At 71.9% G+C, this 16,467-nt stretch carries 20 protein-coding genes and 1 riboswitch; of the genes, 1 reads left to right on the forward strand and 19 read right to left on the reverse strand.

Annotated features, from left to right (window positions below; all coding sequences use genetic code 11):
* Positions 1 to 2: 2 nt before the first annotated feature.
* The 10 genes from thiC to Cs7R123_RS17135 all read right to left on the reverse strand — a co-directional run bounded on the left by thiC (position 3) and on the right by Cs7R123_RS17135 (position 8,791).
* Entirely contained in the window at positions 3 to 1,535 is a 1,533-nt protein-coding gene (gene thiC, locus Cs7R123_RS17090; RefSeq protein ID WP_212827681.1) for a phosphomethylpyrimidine synthase ThiC, read from the reverse strand.
* Positions 1,532 to 2,338: a bifunctional hydroxymethylpyrimidine kinase/phosphomethylpyrimidine kinase gene (gene thiD / locus Cs7R123_RS17095; protein WP_212827683.1), complete on the reverse strand. Its 807-nt coding sequence runs from the start codon at positions 2,336 to 2,338 to the stop codon at positions 1,532 to 1,534. Before thiD ends, thiC begins: the two co-directional genes overlap by 4 nt.
* On the reverse strand, positions 2,335 to 2,967 hold the full coding sequence (locus Cs7R123_RS17100; RefSeq protein WP_212827685.1) for a thiamine phosphate synthase: 633 nt from the start codon (positions 2,965 to 2,967) through the stop codon (positions 2,335 to 2,337). The genes thiD and Cs7R123_RS17100 overlap by 4 nt, the downstream gene beginning before the upstream one ends.
* Positions 2,961 to 3,731 carry a thiazole synthase gene (locus Cs7R123_RS17105; protein ID WP_212827687.1) on the reverse strand — a complete coding sequence of 257 codons (771 nt, stop codon included), beginning with the start codon at positions 3,729 to 3,731 and terminating at the stop codon, positions 2,961 to 2,963. Before Cs7R123_RS17105 ends, Cs7R123_RS17100 begins: the two co-directional genes overlap by 7 nt.
* Before the next feature lies 1 nt (position 3,732).
* Entirely contained in the window at positions 3,733 to 3,936 is a 204-nt protein-coding gene (gene thiS / locus Cs7R123_RS17110; RefSeq protein ID WP_212827689.1) for a sulfur carrier protein ThiS, read from the reverse strand.
* Positions 3,933 to 5,000, reverse strand: coding sequence for a glycine oxidase ThiO (gene thiO, locus Cs7R123_RS17115; RefSeq protein WP_212827691.1), 1,068 nt, complete (start codon positions 4,998 to 5,000; stop codon positions 3,933 to 3,935). Before thiO ends, thiS begins: the two co-directional genes overlap by 4 nt.
* Positions 4,994 to 5,104, reverse strand: a riboswitch (TPP riboswitch). It overlaps the preceding gene by 7 nt.
* A 136-nt stretch (positions 5,105 to 5,240) precedes the next feature.
* The gene (locus Cs7R123_RS17120; RefSeq protein WP_212827693.1) at positions 5,241 to 5,654 is read right to left on the reverse strand and encodes a hypothetical protein; all 414 of its coding nucleotides are present in this window, start codon (positions 5,652 to 5,654) and stop codon (positions 5,241 to 5,243) included.
* 6 nt (positions 5,655 to 5,660) lie between these two features.
* The gene (gene thiE, locus Cs7R123_RS17125; RefSeq protein ID WP_212827694.1) at positions 5,661 to 6,287 is read right to left on the reverse strand and encodes a thiamine phosphate synthase; all 627 of its coding nucleotides are present in this window, start codon (positions 6,285 to 6,287) and stop codon (positions 5,661 to 5,663) included.
* Between the two features lie 105 nt (positions 6,288 to 6,392).
* On the reverse strand, positions 6,393 to 8,093 hold the full coding sequence (locus Cs7R123_RS17130; RefSeq protein WP_212827695.1) for an ATP-binding cassette domain-containing protein: 1,701 nt from the start codon (positions 8,091 to 8,093) through the stop codon (positions 6,393 to 6,395).
* Between the two features lie 17 nt (positions 8,094 to 8,110).
* A complete protein-coding gene (locus tag Cs7R123_RS17135) occupies positions 8,111 to 8,791 on the reverse strand; it encodes a methyltransferase (RefSeq protein WP_212829225.1) in 681 nt (226 codons plus the stop codon).
* 13 nt (positions 8,792 to 8,804) lie between these two features.
* On the opposite strand from Cs7R123_RS17135, the gene Cs7R123_RS17140 reads away from it, so the two are divergent.
* Positions 8,805 to 10,532, forward strand: coding sequence for a hypothetical protein (locus Cs7R123_RS17140; RefSeq protein ID WP_212827696.1), 1,728 nt, complete (start codon positions 8,805 to 8,807; stop codon positions 10,530 to 10,532).
* Positions 10,533 to 10,539: 7 nt separating this feature from the next.
* Here the strand turns inward: Cs7R123_RS17140 and truA are convergent, their stop codons facing one another.
* The 9 genes from truA to map all read right to left on the reverse strand — a co-directional run bounded on the left by truA (position 10,540) and on the right by map (position 16,428).
* The gene (truA, locus tag Cs7R123_RS17145; protein WP_212827697.1) at positions 10,540 to 11,370 is read right to left on the reverse strand and encodes a tRNA pseudouridine(38-40) synthase TruA; all 831 of its coding nucleotides are present in this window, start codon (positions 11,368 to 11,370) and stop codon (positions 10,540 to 10,542) included.
* An 88-nt stretch (positions 11,371 to 11,458) separates the two neighbouring features.
* A complete protein-coding gene (gene rplQ, locus Cs7R123_RS17150; protein ID WP_212827698.1) occupies positions 11,459 to 11,950 on the reverse strand; it encodes a 50S ribosomal protein L17 in 492 nt (163 codons plus the stop codon).
* A 39-nt stretch (positions 11,951 to 11,989) separates the two neighbouring features.
* Positions 11,990 to 13,012: a DNA-directed RNA polymerase subunit alpha gene (locus tag Cs7R123_RS17155; RefSeq protein ID WP_212827699.1), complete on the reverse strand. Its 1,023-nt coding sequence runs from the start codon at positions 13,010 to 13,012 to the stop codon at positions 11,990 to 11,992.
* 93 nt (positions 13,013 to 13,105) lie between these two features.
* Positions 13,106 to 13,732, reverse strand: a complete 627-nt coding sequence (gene rpsD / locus Cs7R123_RS17160) for a 30S ribosomal protein S4 (RefSeq protein WP_212827700.1) — start codon at positions 13,730 to 13,732, stop codon at positions 13,106 to 13,108.
* A gap of 15 nt (positions 13,733 to 13,747) precedes the next feature.
* Positions 13,748 to 14,155 (reverse strand): 30S ribosomal protein S11, encoded by a 408-nt coding sequence (gene rpsK / locus Cs7R123_RS17165; protein WP_212827702.1) that lies wholly within the window; start codon positions 14,153 to 14,155, stop codon positions 13,748 to 13,750.
* 46 nt (positions 14,156 to 14,201) lie between these two features.
* On the reverse strand, positions 14,202 to 14,582 hold the full coding sequence (gene rpsM / locus Cs7R123_RS17170; protein WP_212827704.1) for a 30S ribosomal protein S13: 381 nt from the start codon (positions 14,580 to 14,582) through the stop codon (positions 14,202 to 14,204).
* Between the two features lie 188 nt (positions 14,583 to 14,770).
* Complete coding sequence (gene rpmJ / locus Cs7R123_RS17175; RefSeq protein ID WP_020520458.1) at positions 14,771 to 14,884, reverse strand: 50S ribosomal protein L36; 114 nt, start codon at positions 14,882 to 14,884, stop codon at positions 14,771 to 14,773.
* An 81-nt stretch (positions 14,885 to 14,965) separates the two neighbouring features.
* Positions 14,966 to 15,187, reverse strand: coding sequence for a translation initiation factor IF-1 (gene infA, locus Cs7R123_RS17180; protein ID WP_018347787.1), 222 nt, complete (start codon positions 15,185 to 15,187; stop codon positions 14,966 to 14,968).
* Between the two features lie 389 nt (positions 15,188 to 15,576).
* Positions 15,577 to 16,428, reverse strand: coding sequence for a type I methionyl aminopeptidase (gene map / locus Cs7R123_RS17185; RefSeq protein WP_212827705.1), 852 nt, complete (start codon positions 16,426 to 16,428; stop codon positions 15,577 to 15,579).
* Positions 16,429 to 16,467 lie beyond the last annotated feature (39 nt).

The following is a 16,467-nucleotide window of genomic DNA, read 5'->3' on the forward strand; positions in this document are numbered from 1 at the left end:
CGTCAGGCCAGCGGGAGGTAGACCTTGCCGCCGGATTCGACGAACTCGGCCGACTTGTCGGCCATGCCCTTGGCGGCGTACTCCTTGAGCTCCTGGCTGATGCGCATGGAGCAGAACTTCGGCCCGCACATCGAGCAGAAGTGGGCGGTCTTCGCGGCGGGCGCGGGCAGCGTCTCGTCGTGGTACGCCCGCGCGGTGTCGGGGTCCAGCGCCAGGTTGAACTGGTCCTCCCAGCGGAACTCGAACCGCGCCTTGCTCAGCGCGTCGTCCCAGGCCTGGGCGCCGGGGTGCCCCTTGGCCAGGTCGGCGGCGTGCGCCGCGATCTTGTACGCGATCACGCCCGCCTTCACGTCGTCGCGGTTCGGCAGCCCCAGGTGCTCCTTCGGCGTGACGTAGCAGAGCATCGCGGTGCCCCACATGGCGATCATCGCGGCGCCGATGGCACTGGTGATGTGGTCGTACGCGGGGGCGATGTCGGTGGTCAGCGGGCCGAGCGTGTAGAACGGCGCTTCGTGGCACCACTCCTGCTGGAGGTCCACGTTCTCCTTGATCTTGTGCATCGGCACGTGGCCGGGGCCCTCGACCATGACCTGGACGTCGTGGCGCCACGCGATCTCGGTCAGCTCCCCGAGCGTACGCAGCTCGCCGAGCTGCGCCTCGTCGTTGGCGTCCGCGATGGACCCCGGGCGCAGCCCGTCCCCCAGCGAGAACGTGATGTCGTACTTCGCGAAGATCTCGCAGAGCTCCTCGAAGTGGGTGTAGAGGAAGTTCTCCCGGTGCCCGGCCAGGCACCACGCGGCCATGATCGAGCCGCCGCGCGAGACGATGCCGGTGACCCGGTCGGCCGCGAGCGGGACGTAGCGCAGCAGCACGCCTGCGTGCACGGTCATGTAGTCGACGCCCTGCTCGGCCTGCTCGATGATGGTCTCGCGGTAGACCTCCCAGGTCAGCTTCAGCGGGTCGCCCTTGACCTTCTCCAGCGCCTGGTAGATCGGCACGGTGCCGATCGGCACGGCCGAGTTGCGCACGATCGCCTCGCGGGTCTCGTGGATGCGCGGGCCGGTGGACAGGTCCATCACCGTGTCGGCGCCCCACTTGGTGGCCCAGGTGAGCTTGTCGACCTCCTCGGCGACGTCGGAGGTGACCGCCGAGGTGCCGATGTTGGCGTTGACCTTCACCAGGAACCCCTTGCCGATGATCATCGGCTCGATCTCGGGGTGGTTGACGTTGGCGGGCAGCACGGCCCGGCCCGCGGCGATCTCGTCGCGGACGAACTCCGGGGTCACGCCCTCGCGGACGGCCACGAACTCCATCTCCGGCGTGACGATCCCGGCCCGCGCGCAGCCGAGCTGGGTGACGGGCGCGCCGTGCAGGCGGCGGTCCTCGACCCAGTTCGTACGCGGCAGGTCGGCGAAGACGCCCGGCCCCGACGTGTCGTACAGCCGCACGGGGGTGCTGCCGTCGGTCAGCTCGACCTCCGCGAACGGCACCTGGATGTCGGGGCGCGAGCCCTCGACGTAGACCTTGCGTCTCATGTTGCCTCCTTGAGCCGAGGGAAGTGGTTCAGCGGGCCCGCCCCGCTGCCGATCCGCCAGTCCTGCGCGCCGAGCAGCGCCGCGCGCACGTACCGGTTGGCGTAGGCGATCGAGTCCTCGACCGGGTATCCCTGCGCCAGGCGCGCCGCGATCGCGGCCGAGAACGTGCAGCCGGTGCCGTGGGTGTTGCCGGTCGGGATGCGCGGCGCGCGCATGAACCGCGTGCCGTTGGCCGTCCACACCGCGTCGACCGATTCCGCGCCGCCCAGGTCGCCGCCGGTGACCACCACGCACGGCGGCCCCTGCGAGGCCAGCTGCGCCGCCGCCCCGGCCATGTCGGCGGGGGTGGCGACCTGCCAGCCGAGCAGCGCTGACGCCTCGTCGATGTTGGGCGTGACCACCGTCGCGTACGGCAGCAGCCGCTCGATGGCGCTGACGATGCCCAGCCGCCGCCCGGTCGACGCGGTCAGCACCGGGTCGAGCACCATGCGCGGCAGTTCGCCGTTGCGGGCGCGGGCGCGGATGTTCGCGGCGATCTCGCCGGTGGCCACCATGCCGATCTTCACGGCCGAGATCGGCAGGTCCTCCAGCACCGCGCCGAGCTGCGCGGCCACCACCGAGGGCGGCATCGCGTGCACGTCGCTGACGGTCTTCGTGTTCTGCGAGGTCACCGCGGTGATGACACTGGCGCCGTAGCAGTCCAGGGCCGCGAACGTCTTCAGGTCCGCCTGGATGCCCGCGCCACCGCTGCTGTCCGACCCGGCGATGGTCAGCACGACGTGCGGGGTCTCATGAGGGGTCATGCGATCACTGTCGCCCGGCGGCGGCCGGAGCCGTCGCACACGCCGTCCCACGCCGCGCACAGCCGCGCGGTCGCCTCGGCCGGATCGTCGGCGCGCATGACCGCGCCGAGCACCGCGACCCCGGCCGCGCCCGCCTCCCGGCACGCCGCGACCTGCTCCGGGGCGGTCACCCCGCCGAGCGCGAGCACCGGGCGACCCGCGAGGCCGCACAGCCGCCGCAGTTCGGCCGGGCCGAGCGCCGGGCCGTAGCCGGGTTTGGTGGCGGTGGGCCAGACCGGGGACACGGTCGCGTAGTCCTCGTTGGTCAGCCGGGCCAGCTCGGCCTCGCCGTGGCAGGAGCGGCCGAGCACGTGCGGGCGGCCCAGCGGCGCGACCGCACCGGCGCTCAGGTGCAGCGCCTCGCCTTCGAGCACGTCCTGCCCGCCCGCGATGAGCAGGCCGCCGACGGGTTCGAGCAGGGCGCGCAGCGCGTACGCCAGCTCCAGCCGCGCCGGCCGCGGCAGATCCTTCTCCCGCAGCAGCACGTGCCGCGCCCCGCCCGCGACCGCGGCGGCGACCACCTCGGTCAGTGGCCGGGCGGCCACGGCCCGGTCGGTCACCACGACCACCCCGCGCACCGGGCTCACCATGACGGCAGGCCGTCGGTCGAGGTGGACGCCAGGGCGTACCGGCGCACCGGGATGCGCCCGGCGCGGGCGGCCAGCCGTCCGGCGAGCACCGCGTGGCGCATCGCCGCGGCCATCGCGGCCGGGTCGGCGGCCCGGGTGACCGCGCTGGCCAGCAGCACCGCGTCGCAGCCCAGTTCCATGGCGCGGGCGGCGTCGCTGGCGGTGCCGATCCCGGCGTCGAGGATGACCGGGCAGGTCACCGCCTCGCGGATCAGCTCGATGTGGTGCGGGTTGCTGATGCCCAGGCCCGACCCGATCGGGGCGCCCGCAGGCATCACGGCGGCGCAGCCCAGATCGGCCAGCCGCCGCGCCAGCACCGGGTCGTCGGTGGTGTACGGCAGCACCGTGAACCCGTCGCCGACCAGCCGCTCGGCCGCCCGCAGCAGCTCGACCGCGTCCGGCAGCAGGGTCCGGTCGTCCCCGATCACCTCAAGCTTGATCCAGTCGGTCTCGAACGCCTCCCGGGCCAGGTGCGCGGTGCGTACGGCGTCGGCGGCGGTGAAGCAGCCGGCGGTGTTCGGCAGCACCCGGACCGCGCAGCGCTCCAGCACGTCCATCAGCCCGGCCGGGGTGGTCGGGTCGATGCGGCGCAGCGCCACGGTCACCAGCTCGGTGCCGCCCGCCACCAGCGCCTGCTCCAGGCTGTGCAGGCTGGACGCGCCGCCGGTGCCCAGGATCAGGCGCGAGCTGAACTCGACCCCGCCGAGGGAGAACCTGTCGTCCACCTCAGCCGCCCTGCACGGCGGTGAGCACCTCGACCCGGTCGCCGTCGACCAGGCGGGTCTGCGGCCAGTCGGCGCGGCGCACCACCTCGCCGTTGACGGCCACCGCCACCCCGCGCGGCGGCACCGGCAGGTTGTTCAGCAGCTCGGCGACGGTCTCGGTGTTGTCGGTCCGGCGGGGAACGTCGTTCACGACGACTGTGATCATCTGGCACCTCCGGCGGAAAGGCGTTGCGGCGTGAAAGGCGCCCACAGCAGGGGCAGCGCCCGCCCGTCCACCAGGTCGGCGACGGCGTGCGCGGTGTACGGGGCGGCCAGCACCCCGTGGCGGTAGTGCCCGGTCGCGACGAGCAACCGGGGCGACGCCCCGGCCGGCTCCAGCTCGCCGACGATCGGGCCGTTGTCCTCGGTGCCGGGGCGGTGGCCCGTCGACACCTCGACCAGCGCGTGCTCGCCGAGCTCCGGCACCAGGTCGGTGGCGGCGCGCAGCAGATCCCTGATGCCGCCGGCGGTGGCGTGCCCGTCGGCGCGCTCCTCGACCGTCGCCCCGACCAGGACCTCGCCGTCGGCGCGGGGAACGAGGTAGACGGCGCGGCCGTCGGCGTACCCCCGGATGACGTGGCGCAGCACCACCGGCCCGCGCAGGCGCACGATCGTGCCCTGCACCGGCCGGACCGGCAGCCCGGCCAGCTCGGCGCTGGCGCAGCCCGCGGCCAGCACCACGGTGTCGGCGGCGGTGTCCAGGTCGGCCAGCGACGCGACCGCCGCCCGGCGGACCGGGACCAGCGAGCGCAGCGCGGCGACGACCTTGCGGGGGTCGATCTGGTGGTCGGACTCGACGAGGACCCCGCGTGCCCGCGGGTGCAGCAGCGGCTCGCGTTCGCGCAGCTGGTCGCTGTCCAGCGTCACGACCGGGGTGCCCAGCTCCCGCTGGTGGGTCCACAGCCGCCGCAGCTGCGCCAGGTCGTCGGCGGTCAGCCCGACCTGGAGGGTCCCCTCGGTGCGGTGTCCCAGCTCGTGTCCCGACGCCGCGGCCAGCTCCCGCGCGTACGCGGGCCAGCGCCGGGCGGATTCGAGCAGCAGCTCGGTCAGCTCCTGCTCGCCGAAGTAGGACTCCCCGACCGGCGCCAGCATCCCGGCGGCCACATGGGACGCACCGCTGCCGGGATCGGGGTCGTAGACGGTGACCTCGTGGCCGCGGCGCGCGCACTCCCAGGCGATGGAGAGTCCGATGATGCCGCCGCCGACGACGGATACCCTGCGCGGAATCATCCGCTTCTCCTCCCTGCGCCGGCATTATCCGGATCAGGTTCGACGGTCGGGAGCGAATCAGCTCCCCTCTCAGCCCAGTTCACTGGGCTCCCGTGGGGTTTCATGCAGTGTGTTGCGTGTGTGTTACGTAGGCTACCCGTCAGTTTTCAGGCCAGCCGAGCGCAGCGTAACCCTGCCCGCACCGACTGGCAACCACGTGTTCGTATGGCATCCAAACTCGCCGATCATCCGATGCCGTTGTCACGGCAACGGCATAACCTGCGGCTCGGCTGTCGGCACCGCGCGACGGATCAGGTACGACAGACGCTCCATCTCCTGCCACAATCCGCGCACCGGCCGCTGTGGACACTCCCGGAACAGGGCGAGCACCTGCGCGAACGTCAACCCGAGCTCCTGCCGCACCACGCTGCGCACGCGGACGTCGACGCTGTCGGCCGGAGCCAGCACCAGCCCGAACCAGCCCTCCTGCGCCGCGATCGAGGCCCGGGCGGCCTCGTTCAGACAACGACCGAGCTCGACGGCGAACCGGCTGCCGCAGGCCGCGCAGTGAACCTCGGCACACCAGCGCAGATAGCCCTCATGGTGGTAGCCCGACAGGAACCACCGTGTCGGACGGTCACACCCCGGGCAGGGCCTGACCGCTCCCGCTGACAATTAGCGTCAGGCCGCGACGGCGGCGAGCAGGTCGGCGACTGCCTGCGCCGGGTCGGGGGCCTCGGAGACCGCGCCGATCACCGCGACGCCGTGGGCCCCGGCCGCGAGCAGGGCCGGCACGCGGGCGGCGGTCACGCCGCCGATCGCGATGATGGGGGTGCCGGCGCACTGCCGCACCACGGCCCGCAGCCCCTCCGGCCCGATCGCCACCGGCAGGTCGTCCTTGGTCACCGTGGCGAAGCAGGGGCCGACGCCGAGGTAGTCGGCCCCGTCGCCGACCGCGCGCAGCGCCGTCGCGGGCACCCGGGCGGTGGCGCCGAGGATCGCGTCCGGGCCGAGCAGCCGCCGCGCGGCCGCCACGGGCAGGTCGTCGGCGCCGACGTGGCCGCCGCGCGCGCCCGCCGCCAAGCCGACGTGCAGCCGGTCGTTGACCAGCACCGGAATCCCGTGCGGGCGGCACAGGGCGACGATCTGGCCCGCCAGGTCGTAGCAGTAGCGGTCGGTCCAGTCGTCGGCCGGCCGGAACTGGATCACCAGGTCCGGGGTGGCGACGCTGAGCGCCGCCCGCACGATCGCGACCGGATCACGTCCCGGCCTGCTGTCGGTCACCAGATGCAGCCGCCCCAACCCCATGGCGCACACGCTACCGCCAGACGGGGCGGGCGGGATCGTGCAGTTTCGGGGAAAGTGCGGCTACGACGCTCAAGATTCCAGCGCTTTCCCCGAAACTGCATGGACTCAGCGGACGTCCCAGACGGGTTCGGGGGTTTCCACGACCTCGCCGTCGTTCTGGAAGACGAGGAAGCGGTCGAAGGAGCGGGTGAACCAGCGGTCGTGCGTGACCGCGACGACCGTGCCCTCGAAGCTCTCCAGGCCCTGCTCCAGCGCTTCGGCGCTGGCCAGGTCGAGGTTGTCGGTGGGCTCGTCGAGCAGCAGCAGCGTCACGCCGGACAGCTCCAGCAGCAGCACCAGGAACCGGGCCTGCTGCCCGCCGGACAGCGTGCCGAACCGCTGCTCGCCCTGCTTGGCCAGCTCGTACCGGTCGAGCACCTTGTACGCGGCCTCGCGTCCCAGCGACGGCCGGTGCGCGTCGCCGCGCCACAGGATGTCGAGCAGCTCCCGCCCGGCCAGGTCGGGCCGGTCGTGGGTCTGCGAGAAGTGCCCCGGCACGACCCGCGCCCCCAGCCGGCACCTGCCCTGGTGGCCGACCTTGGCGTGCTCGGCGCCGTCGGCCGAGCGCCCGGACGGGTCGTCGGTGCTCTGCGCCAGCAGGCGCAGGAAGTGCGACTTGCCGGTGCCGTTGGCGCCGAGCACGGCCAGGCGGTCGCCGTACCAGAGTTCCAGGTCGAACGGGAAGGTGAGGTTGTCGAGTTCGAGCTGCTCGCACATGACGGCGCGCTTGCCGGTGCGGGCGCCGCGCAGCCGCATCTGGATCTGCTGGTCCTTGGGCGGCAGCGGCGGCGGGCCGTCCTCCTCGAACTTGCGCAGCCGGGTCTGGGCGGCCTGGTAGCGCGAGGCCAGCCCGTCGTTGTACGCCGCCTTCTGCTTGTACATCAGCATCAGCGTGCGCAGCTTCTCGTGCTCCTCGTCCCAGCGGCGGCGGCGCTCCTCCATGCTGTCGTGCCGGGCCACCCGGGCCTCGTGCCAGGAGGCGAAGTTGCCGGGATGCGTCCACGCGCTGCCGCCCTCGACCGCGACCACCCGGTCGGCGGTCTGGTTGAGCAGCTCGCGGTCGTGCGACACGTAGAGGACCGACTTCTTCGACTCGCGCAGCCGCTGCTCCAGCCAGCGCTTGGCGGGCACGTCGAGGAAGTTGTCGGGCTCGTCGAGCAGCAGCACCTCGTCGGTGCCGCGCAGCAGCAGCTCCAGCGCGAAGCGCTTCTGCTGGCCGCCGGAGAGGGTGCGCACGGGCCGCTCCCGGGTCTCGTCCCAGGGCTTGTCCAGGATGAGCGTGGAGACGGTGTCGAACAGCACCTCGGCCTCGTAGCCGCCCGCCTCGCCGAACGCCGACAGCGCCTCGGCGTAGCGCAGCTGCGCCTGCTGGGCGATGCTGCTGAGCGGCCCCTGCGCCTCAGCCTCGCGCATCGCGTGCTCGGCGCGCACCAGCTTGGCCCCGGCCGCCTGCAACCGCGGCTCGACCAGCGAGAACGCCAGCTCGGCGAGGGTGGCGTCGCCGCCGCCCGCCGCGCCGGTCGCCGCCGACGACCCGTACATGCCGATGAACTGGCGCATCACGCCCAGGCCGCCGGCGCGCGCGATGCCGCCGACCGGTGTCGGCAGGTCGCCCGCGACCATCTTCAGCAGCGTCGTCTTGCCCGCGCCGTTCGGGCCGACCAGCGCGACCTTGGCGCCCTCGCCGACCCGGAACGACACTTCGGAGAAGAGCACCCGCCCGTCGGGCAGCGTCCACGACACGCCCGAGACATCCACATAACCCACGCGGGAATCCTGCCTGATCAGAGGGCCTGCGGGCGAGTCACTTTCAGCACCCGGAAACCGGACCCGCTGGCGTGCCGGTCCGTGTGCCAGCCCTGCTCGTTGAGCCAGGCCTGGAGCGAGTCGGCACCCTTGTGCCGGCCCACGACCAGCCAGGCCACCCCGTCCGGGGCCAGCCGGGGCAGCCAGCGCAGCAGCAGCTCGTGCAGCTCGGGCTTGCCGATGCGGATCGGCGGGTTGGACCAGATCTGCGCGAACTCGACAGTCTCCGGCACCGCGTCGGGCTCGGCCACCCGCACCCGCTCCGACACGCCCAGCCGCTGCGCGTTGGCCTCGGTGAACTCGCGGGCACGGGAGTTGACGTCGACCGCCCACACCTGGGCCTGCGGCGCCCGGCGGGCCAGCACCATCGTGATCGGCCCGTAGCCGCAGCCCAGGTCGAGCAGGGTGCCGGTAGTCGCGGCGGTGGGCAGATCGCCCTTTTTCAGCAGTACGGTCGTGCCGGTGTCCAGCCGGTCGGCGGAGAACACGCCGCCTGCCGAGGTCAGGGTGTATTCGTCGCCGCCGATGCTGAATTCGACCTCTCGCGGACGGACCGGCGCGCCCGGCTCCGCGGTGAAATAATGCTCGCCCACCGGCCCATTCTCCCCCGAACGGACGGACTCCCGCGCCGCAGGGTTAAGGGCGACTGTGTCGTCCATTACGCTGTGCGACATGGCTCACGGCTACGGGACTGGCGCAGGGGACTGGACTCCGTCCTCCCGGCGCGACCCGCGCGACCGCGACCCCCAGGATCCGCGTACACCAGGCGAGACCAGGGCGAGTCGGCATGGAACCCAGCGCGGCGACACCCATGACGCAGAGTCACCAGATCGTGGCGATCGGGGTTCGGGCCGCCGCCGGGCTCCCGAGGCGCCCACCTCCGGTGGCGCGCCCGACCGGTTCAACGGCTTCACCGAGCACAAGCCGCCGCCATCGCGCGGTGGCACCCAGGACCGTTTCGGCAGCCCCGACCGTTCCGGCCGGGGCTTCGGCCGGGGGGGCGCCGCGCCGGACCGCGCGGGCACCCCGGATCGCGGCACCCCGGATCGCGGCACCCCGGATCGTGGTACGCCCGGCCGTGGGACCCAGGACCGCACCGGCTCGCCGGGCCGCGGCGCCGGGTTCGACCGGGGCCTGCCCCCGTCGTCCGGCGGACCGACCGCATACGACGGCGGCCGCCGCGGCGCCGAACCGCCCCGCACCGCCGAACCCGGCCGCGGCCAGTCCGCACCGCCCGGTACGGGCCGGCGGCCCGCGCCCGGCGGACCGGTCCCCGGCGAGCCGCCGGGCGCCCGCAACGGCTCGCTGGCCCGCCCGCGCGGCGTCGGCGACCCGCCGCCCCCGCCGGTGCAGGCCGGGCGCGGCGCGCCCGCCGCACCGCCGCGCCGCGGCACCGAGCAGCCCGGACAGCGTCCCGGCACCCTGCCCGCGCCCGTGTCCCCCGGGCTGCCCGCACGCACGGGCGGCGGGCCGGGCAGCCGGACCGCCGCGCCCGTCGGCCCGGCCAACCCGGTGCGGGTCACCCCGCCGCCGACCCGGCCGTCGATCACGGCGCCGCCCCCGCCGCCGCCCCCGCAGCGCACCGGCGGAATGCGCCCGGCCGACGCGGGCGGCCGGTTCCAGCGGCTGCCGATCAACCCGAACATGTCCAACCGGTGGAAGAAGACGCTGAGCGTGCTCGGCGTCGTCGCGGTGCTCGCCGTGTGCGCGGTGGGCTCGTTCCTGATGGTGCTCGACGAGAAGAACAGCAGCGGCGCGCAGGCCAACAGCTCGCCCCCGCCGACGGCCACGCCCGTCGACATCTCCTCGCGCGAGGTCGACGGCAAGCCGCTGACCACGCAGGAGGTCTTCCCCGCCTCGAAGATCGTCATCGACGTGAACAAGCCGACCGAGGCGTACACGCTGGTGAAGGCGCAGGTGCTCAAGGACTGCCGGGCCACCACCAACGGCGACCTCACCAAGCTGATCGCGAAGCTGGGCTGCAGCCAGGTCGTGCGCGGCACGCTGCGCTCCCCCAACGGGCAGTACCTGGTCACCGGCGGCATCGTCAACCTCGACACCGTCGCCAGCGCCGAGCAGGCGTACGAGGCGATCAAGCCGATCGTCGACGCGGGCAAGGGCCGCTTCCTCGGATACGCCCCCGACAGCAAGACCCGGCCGCTGGCCCTGTCCTCCACCCACGCCGGGTGGAACATCAAGGGCCACTACCTCGTCTACTGCGTGATCGCGCGCTCCGACGGCGACGAGATCGCCGTCGGCGACCCGTTCGCCAAGCAGATCCTCTACGACGTGATCGAGTTCTACCTGCGCGGCAAGGTGCTGGAGGACCGGGCGTTCGACCCGATCGCCGCCAGCGGCGTGGCCGACCCGAGCGCCACCCCGGCCCCGTCCGCGGGCTGAGACGGCCTCAGACGCTTCCGCGGGCCCCGGCCGGGGTGCCGCGAAGGTTGCGGGTCTGCTCGGCCCGTGCCGCGAACTCGGCCGCCTCCGGGTAGCCGACCGCGACCAGGTTCAGCCCGTGCGGGGGCGCCACGACGACGTCGTTGGACCGCTCGGTGCGGCTCAGCAGCGAGGCGGGCCAGCCCGGCTCGCGCCGCCCGTCGCCCACGGTCAGCATCGCGCCCACCAGGCTGCGCACCATCGCCTGGCAGAACGCGTCCGCCTGCACGGTGGCGATCAGCACCCCGTCGGGCTCACGCCGCCACGACATCGCGGTGATCTGCCGGATGGTGGTGGCGTGCTCCTTGCGCTTGCAGAACGCCGCGAAGTCGTGCTCGCCGCACAGCCCGGCCGCGGCCGCGTTGAGCCGGTCCAGGTCGAGCGGGCGCTGCCAGAACAGGGTGTCCAGCCGCCGCAGCGGGTTCGGCCCGGCCTCGGCGTCGCTGGCCCGGTACTCGTAGCGGCGCCACAGGGCCGAGAAGCGGGCGTCGAACTCCGGGGGCACCGCGGCGGCCCGCAGCACGCGCACATCGGCGGGCAGCAGCCCGGCCAGGCGGCGGACCAGGGTGGGCGCCAGGGCGGCCCAGCGGTCGTCGGGCAGCTCCACGTGGCAGACCTGGCCCGTGGCGTGCACCCCGGCGTCGGTGCGCCCGGCGACGGTCAGGCCGGTCGGGTTGCCGGGACCGGCGATCCGTTCCAGCTCGGCCAGCAGCACCCCGGCCACGGTGCGCCGTCCCGGCTGGGCGGCCCAGCCGGAGAAGTCGGTGCCGTCGTACGCGACGTCCAGCCGTACCCTCATCGCCTCTTGACCTCCCCCTAAATGGACCGAAGCTCCTCCCCCGGCCGCGTGGCGCGGCGGGAGAGGAGCTTCGGATCGGACGTGCGCCTTACTTGTCGGCGTCCGCGTCGGCAGCCGGCTCGTCGGCGGCCTCGCCGGACAGGACGGCGACCTTGTCCTCCTGCGCAGCCTTCTTGGCCTGGGCCTTGGCGGCCTTGGCCGGCGCGGCGGGCGCCGCCACCACGAGCTCCTCGACCAGCTCGATGATCGCCATCGGAGCGGCGTCACCCTTGCGCGGGCCGGTCTTCACGATCCGGGTGTAACCGCCGTTGCGGTTGGCGTACCGCGGCGCGATCGTCTCGAACAGGGCCACGAAGGTGTCCCGCTCGCCGATCGTCTTGCGGACGTCACGCCGGGCCGCGAGGTCGTCCCGCTTGGCCTTGGTGATCAGACGCTCGGCCAGCGGGCGCAGCCGCTTGGCCTTGGTCTCGGTGGTGGTGATGCGCCCGTGCTTGAACAGCGACGTGGCCAGGTTGGCCAGGATCAGCTGCTCGTGCGCGGGGCTGCCCCCGAGGCGGGGACCCTTGGTGGGCGTGGGCATTGGTGCTCCTTGATGTCTTACCGAGCTGCCGAGGCAGGCTTACAGCTGCTCGGTCTCACGGTAGTCGTCAGTGTCGTAGTCAGCCTCGCCGTAGGTGTCCACGACGTGCGCCGGGTCGAAGTTCGGGGCCGAGTCCTTCAGCCCCAGACCCATTCCGGCCAGCTTCATCTTGACCTCGTCGATCGACTTCTGCCCGAAGTTGCGGATGTCGAGCAGGTCCGCCTCGGTACGCCCGATGAGCTCACCAACGCTGTTGATGCCCTCGCGCTTGAGGCAGTTGTACGACCGGACGGTCAGGTCCAGCTCCTCGATCGGCAGTGCCAGGTCGGCAGCGAGCTGCGCGTCCTGCGGCGACGGGCCGATGTCGATGCCCTCGGCGGTCTCGTCCAGCTCGCGGCACAGGCCGAACAGCTCGACCAGGGTCGAGCCGGCCGAGGCCAGCGCGGTCCGCGGGGGGATGGACGCCTTCGACTCGACGTCGATGATCAGACGGTCGAAGTCGGTGCGCTGCTCGACACGGGTCGCCTCGACCCGGTAGGTCACCTTGAGCACCGGCGAGTAGATCGAGTCGACCGGGATGCGGCCGATCTCGGCACCGGCGTTCTTGTTCTGCGCCGCCGTGACGTAGCCACGACCCCGCTCGACGGTCAGCTCCATGTCGAGCCGACCCTTGCCGTTCAGGGTGGCGAGCTTGAGGTCCGGGTTGTGCACGCTGACACCGGCCGGGGGCTGGATGTCACCGGCGGTCACGTCGCCAGGGCCCTGCTTGCGCAGGTACATGCTGACCGGCTCGTCGTGCTCCGACGAGACGCACAGGTCCTTGACGTTCATGACCAGCTCGACCACGTCCTCCTTGACACCGGGGATCGTGGTGAACTCGTGCAGCACACCGTCGATCTTGATGCTGGTCACGGCCGCGCCCGGGATCGAGCTGAGCAGCGTGCGACGCAGCGAGTTGCCGAGGGTGTAGCCGAATCCGGGCTCAAGCGGCTCGATGGTGAACCGGGAGCGGGTCTCGTTGATCGTCTCTTCGGTGAGAGTCGGTCGCTGAGAGATGAGCACTGGTGATCTCCTTACGTTGGGCGTCCGCTATTTGACGCCACACGTGACGGGTCGGCCGGTGCGGCATGACGCCGCACCGGCCAGGAGCACTACTTACTTGGAGTAGAGCTCGACGATCAGCTGCTCCTGGACCTGGGTGTCGATCACCTGGCGGGCCGGGAGCGTGTGGACCAGGACCTTGAACTGGCTGGGGATGACCTCCAGCCAGGCCGGCACGCCGCGCGAGCCGGCCTCGGCCTGCGCCACGACGAACGGCGTGAGCTGACGGGACTTGTCCCGGACCTCGACGATGTCGTGCTCGGTCACCCGGTACGACGGGATGTCGACCTTCTTGCCGTTGACCAGGAAGTGACCGTGCTTCACGACCTGGCGGGCGTGGTCACGGGACTTGGCCAGGCCGGCCCGGTAGACGACGTTGTCCAGGCGCGACTCGAGGATCTGGAGCAGAACCTCACCGGTCTTGCCGGACTTGCGGTTGGCCTCTTCGTAGTAGCCCCGGAACTGCTTCTCCAGCACGCCGTAGATGCGGCGGGCCTTCTGCTTCTCGCGAAGCTGGAGCAGGTACTCGGACTCCTTGGTGCGACCGCGGCCGTGCTGGCCGGGCGGGAAGGGGCGCGACTCGAACGGGCACTTCGGCCCATCGCACTTGCTGCCCTTGAGGAACAGCTTGACCTTCTCGCGACGGCAACGGCGGCAGTCTGCGCCGGTGTAACGAGCCATGTTTCTATATCTCCCTTAGACCCGGCGGCGCTTCGGCGGACGGCACCCGTTGTGCGGCTGCGGCGTGACGTCGGAGATCTGCCCGACCTCGAGACCGGCAGCGGTCAGCGAACGGATGGCGGTCTCACGGCCGGAGCCCGGACCCTTGACGAACACGTCGACCTTGCGCATGCCGTGCTCCATCGCGCGACGGGCGGCCGCCTCGGCGGCCAGCTGCGCGGCGAACGGGGTCGACTTGCGCGAGCCCTTGAAGCCGACCTGGCCGGCGGAGGCCCACGAGATCACAGCACCGGTCGGGTCCGTGATGGACACGATGGTGTTGTTGAACGTGCTCTTGATGTGCGCCTGCCCGTGGGAGACGTTCTTACGTTCTTTACGCCGGACCTTCTTTACAGCAGCCCCGGTGCGTGCCTTGGGTGGCATATCTTTGTGCGCTCCTTCTCGATGCGGTTGCTACAGGCGCCCTGGATTACTTCTTGCCGGGCTTCTTCTTGCCGGCCACGGTGCGCTTCGGGCCCTTGCGGGTACGAGCGTTCGTGCGGGTGCGCTGCCCACGGACAGGCAGGCCCTTACGGTGCCGGATGCCCTCGTAGCAACCGATCTCCACCTTGCGGCGGATGTCAGCGGCGACCTCGCGGCGCAGGTCGCCTTCAACCTTGAAGTTCGCTTCGATGTACTCACGAAGCTGGAGGACCTCTTCGTCGGTGAGGTCCTTGGCCCGCTTGTTCGGGTCGATGCCCGTGGCGGAGCACAGCTCCACCGAGCGGGTGCGGCCGATGCCGAAAATGTAGGTGAGCGCGATCTCGACCCGCTTCTCGCGGGGGAGATCGACGCCGACGAGACGTGCCATCTCTGGGCTGCTCCTCGTAAATCGCGGAGGTCTGCGCCCGATCCAACCCCCTCCTGCCCAGGAGGGGCCCCGGCCTCCGACCGGGGGTTGTTCCGCGCAGCTGTCCGACGAGTCGGAGCGTTCCCGCGGCTGGAACGAGCTATTGCTGGTGGTGCTGCAACTGCCTCAGCAGTCGTCAGGGACTGGGATCAGCCCTGGCGCTGCTTGTGGCGCGGGTCGTCACAAATGATCATGACGCGGCCGTGCCGACGGATGACGCGGCACTTGTTGCAGATCTTCTTGACACTCGGCTTGACCTTCACGGCTCGCCTTTGCTGCTATTCCCACCCCGGGCGACCCGGAGCAGGGAAAGACGGACACGGACTCACCCTGTGAGCCAGTGGTTACTTGTAGCGGTAGACGATCCGCCCGCGGGTGAGGTCGTACGGCGAGAGTTCGACGACGACTCGGTCCTCGGGCAGGATGCGAATGTAGTGCTGACGCATCTTGCCGCTGATGTGGGCCAAGACTCTGTGACCGTTAGCGAGCTCTACCCGGAACATTGCGTTCGGGAGCGGCTCGATAACTCGGCCCTCGATCTCGATGGCCCCGTCTTTCTTCGGCATGTCCTCCGCTACCTGACATAGGGTGAATTGGGTCGGCCCACCTGGTCCATCACGACCGGGAGTCCCGGCCGCGCCAGCCGCGGTTCGATCGGCCCCCGAAGCGCGGGGAGCACGAAGGAGTGGACGCGGTGCGCCGATTGGTCAGTCTACGCCCAGGTGGGCATCGATACCAAACCGCGGTGTGCGAACCCGCGGTCGGGTGTGTCGGATCTCATCCCCCCACCGCCCCCACGTCCCCCTCATACGGCGCACCGCAGGTGGGGAAGGGTGCAGTTTCGGGGAAAGTGCACGAATCCTGGTGTTGATTCGCGCACTTTCCCCGAAACTGCACGAGTCCCCACCGCACAGGCGTGCGGACGGGGCCGGGGTCGCGCGAGGTCGGCGCTAGGTCAGGCGGCCTGGGCGGTGAGCAGGTCGCCCAGGCGGTCGCGGCCGCCGTCCTCGGCGGTGAGCACCCACACCCCGTCCTCGAACAGGCCGATCGAGTGCTCGACGTGCGCCGCGGCGGAGCCGTCGCTGGTGACCACGGTCCAGCCGTCGGACAGTTCGACGGTGCGGGCCGAGCCCATCGTGATCATCGGCTCGATGGCCAGCGCCATACCGGGGATCAGCTTCGGGCCGCGGCCGGGGCGGCCGTGGTTGTGGATGTGCGGCTCCTGGTGCATCGCGGTGCCGATGCCGTGGCCGCCGTAGCCCTTGACGATGCCGTACTTGCGGTGCGTCCCGGTGGCCCGCGCGTACGGCCCGCCGCCGTTGCGGACCGACGACTCGATCGCGTACGACACGTCGGTCAGCCGCCCGGTCCCGGCGCGCACCCCGCGCGCCGCCGCGGCGATGCCCGCCCACATGGAGTCCTCCGCCACCGCGGCCATCCGCAGCAGCTCCGGACGGGTCTCCCCCACCCCGACGGTGATCGCGGCGTCGCCGTGCCAGCCGTTCAGGATGGCCCCGCAGTCGATCGAGATCAGGTCGCCCTCGGCCAGCACGTGCCGGGCGTTCGGGATGGTGTGCACCACCTGCTCGTTAACCGATGAGCAGATGGTGGCGGGGAAGCCGTGGTAGCCCTTGAACGAGGGCACCGCGCCGTGCGACCGGATCACGTCCTCGGCGACGGCGTCGAGGTCGGCCGTGGTCACGCCCGGCTTGACCGCGTCCCGGGTCGCCGCCAGCGCGGCCGCCACGACGAGGCCCGCGGCCCGCATCAGGCGCAGCTGCTCGGGAGTCTTGATCTCGATTTCCATGTGCTGCGGCCTTCGCCTTCCTGGTTGCCTTGCCCTACG

Origin of the sequence: Catellatospora sp. TT07R-123, from assembly GCF_018327705.1 — a bacterium.
Classification (GTDB): domain Bacteria; phylum Actinomycetota; class Actinomycetes; order Mycobacteriales; family Micromonosporaceae; genus Catellatospora.

What these genes read in the sequence shown, in the direction of transcription:
- Cs7R123_RS17100 (WP_212827685.1), bottom strand. Translation starts at nt 2,967, where the DNA reads ATGGTGAGCCCGGTGCGCGGGGTGGTCGTGGTGACCGACCGGGCCGTG.
- thiD (WP_212827683.1), bottom strand. Translation starts at nt 2,338, where the DNA reads ATGACCCCTCATGAGACCCCGCACGTCGTGCTGACCATCGCCGGGTCG.
- thiS (WP_212827689.1), bottom strand. Translation starts at nt 3,936, where the DNA reads ATGATCACAGTCGTCGTGAACGACGTTCCCCGCCGGACCGACAACACC.
- thiO (WP_212827691.1), bottom strand. Translation starts at nt 5,000, where the DNA reads ATGATTCCGCGCAGGGTATCCGTCGTCGGCGGCGGCATCATCGGACTC.
- rpsD (WP_212827700.1), bottom strand. Translation starts at nt 13,732, where the DNA reads ATGGCTCGTTACACCGGCGCAGACTGCCGCCGTTGCCGTCGCGAGAAG.
- Cs7R123_RS17140 (WP_212827696.1), top strand. Translation starts at nt 8,805, where the DNA reads ATGGCTCACGGCTACGGGACTGGCGCAGGGGACTGGACTCCGTCCTCC.
- rpsM (WP_212827704.1), bottom strand. Translation starts at nt 14,582, where the DNA reads ATGGCACGTCTCGTCGGCGTCGATCTCCCCCGCGAGAAGCGGGTCGAG.
- thiE (WP_212827694.1), bottom strand. Translation starts at nt 6,287, where the DNA reads ATGGGGTTGGGGCGGCTGCATCTGGTGACCGACAGCAGGCCGGGACGT.
- infA (WP_018347787.1), bottom strand. Translation starts at nt 15,187, where the DNA reads ATGCCGAAGAAAGACGGGGCCATCGAGATCGAGGGCCGAGTTATCGAG.
- rpsK (WP_212827702.1), bottom strand. Translation starts at nt 14,155, where the DNA reads ATGCCACCCAAGGCACGCACCGGGGCTGCTGTAAAGAAGGTCCGGCGT.
- map (WP_212827705.1), bottom strand. Translation starts at nt 16,428, where the DNA reads ATGGAAATCGAGATCAAGACTCCCGAGCAGCTGCGCCTGATGCGGGCC.
- Cs7R123_RS17135 (WP_212829225.1), bottom strand. Translation starts at nt 8,791, where the DNA reads ATGGACGACACAGTCGCCCTTAACCCTGCGGCGCGGGAGTCCGTCCGT.
- rplQ (WP_212827698.1), bottom strand. Translation starts at nt 11,950, where the DNA reads ATGCCCACGCCCACCAAGGGTCCCCGCCTCGGGGGCAGCCCCGCGCAC.
- thiC (WP_212827681.1), bottom strand. Translation starts at nt 1,535, where the DNA reads ATGAGACGCAAGGTCTACGTCGAGGGCTCGCGCCCCGACATCCAGGTG.
- truA (WP_212827697.1), bottom strand. Translation starts at nt 11,370, where the DNA reads ATGAGGGTACGGCTGGACGTCGCGTACGACGGCACCGACTTCTCCGGC.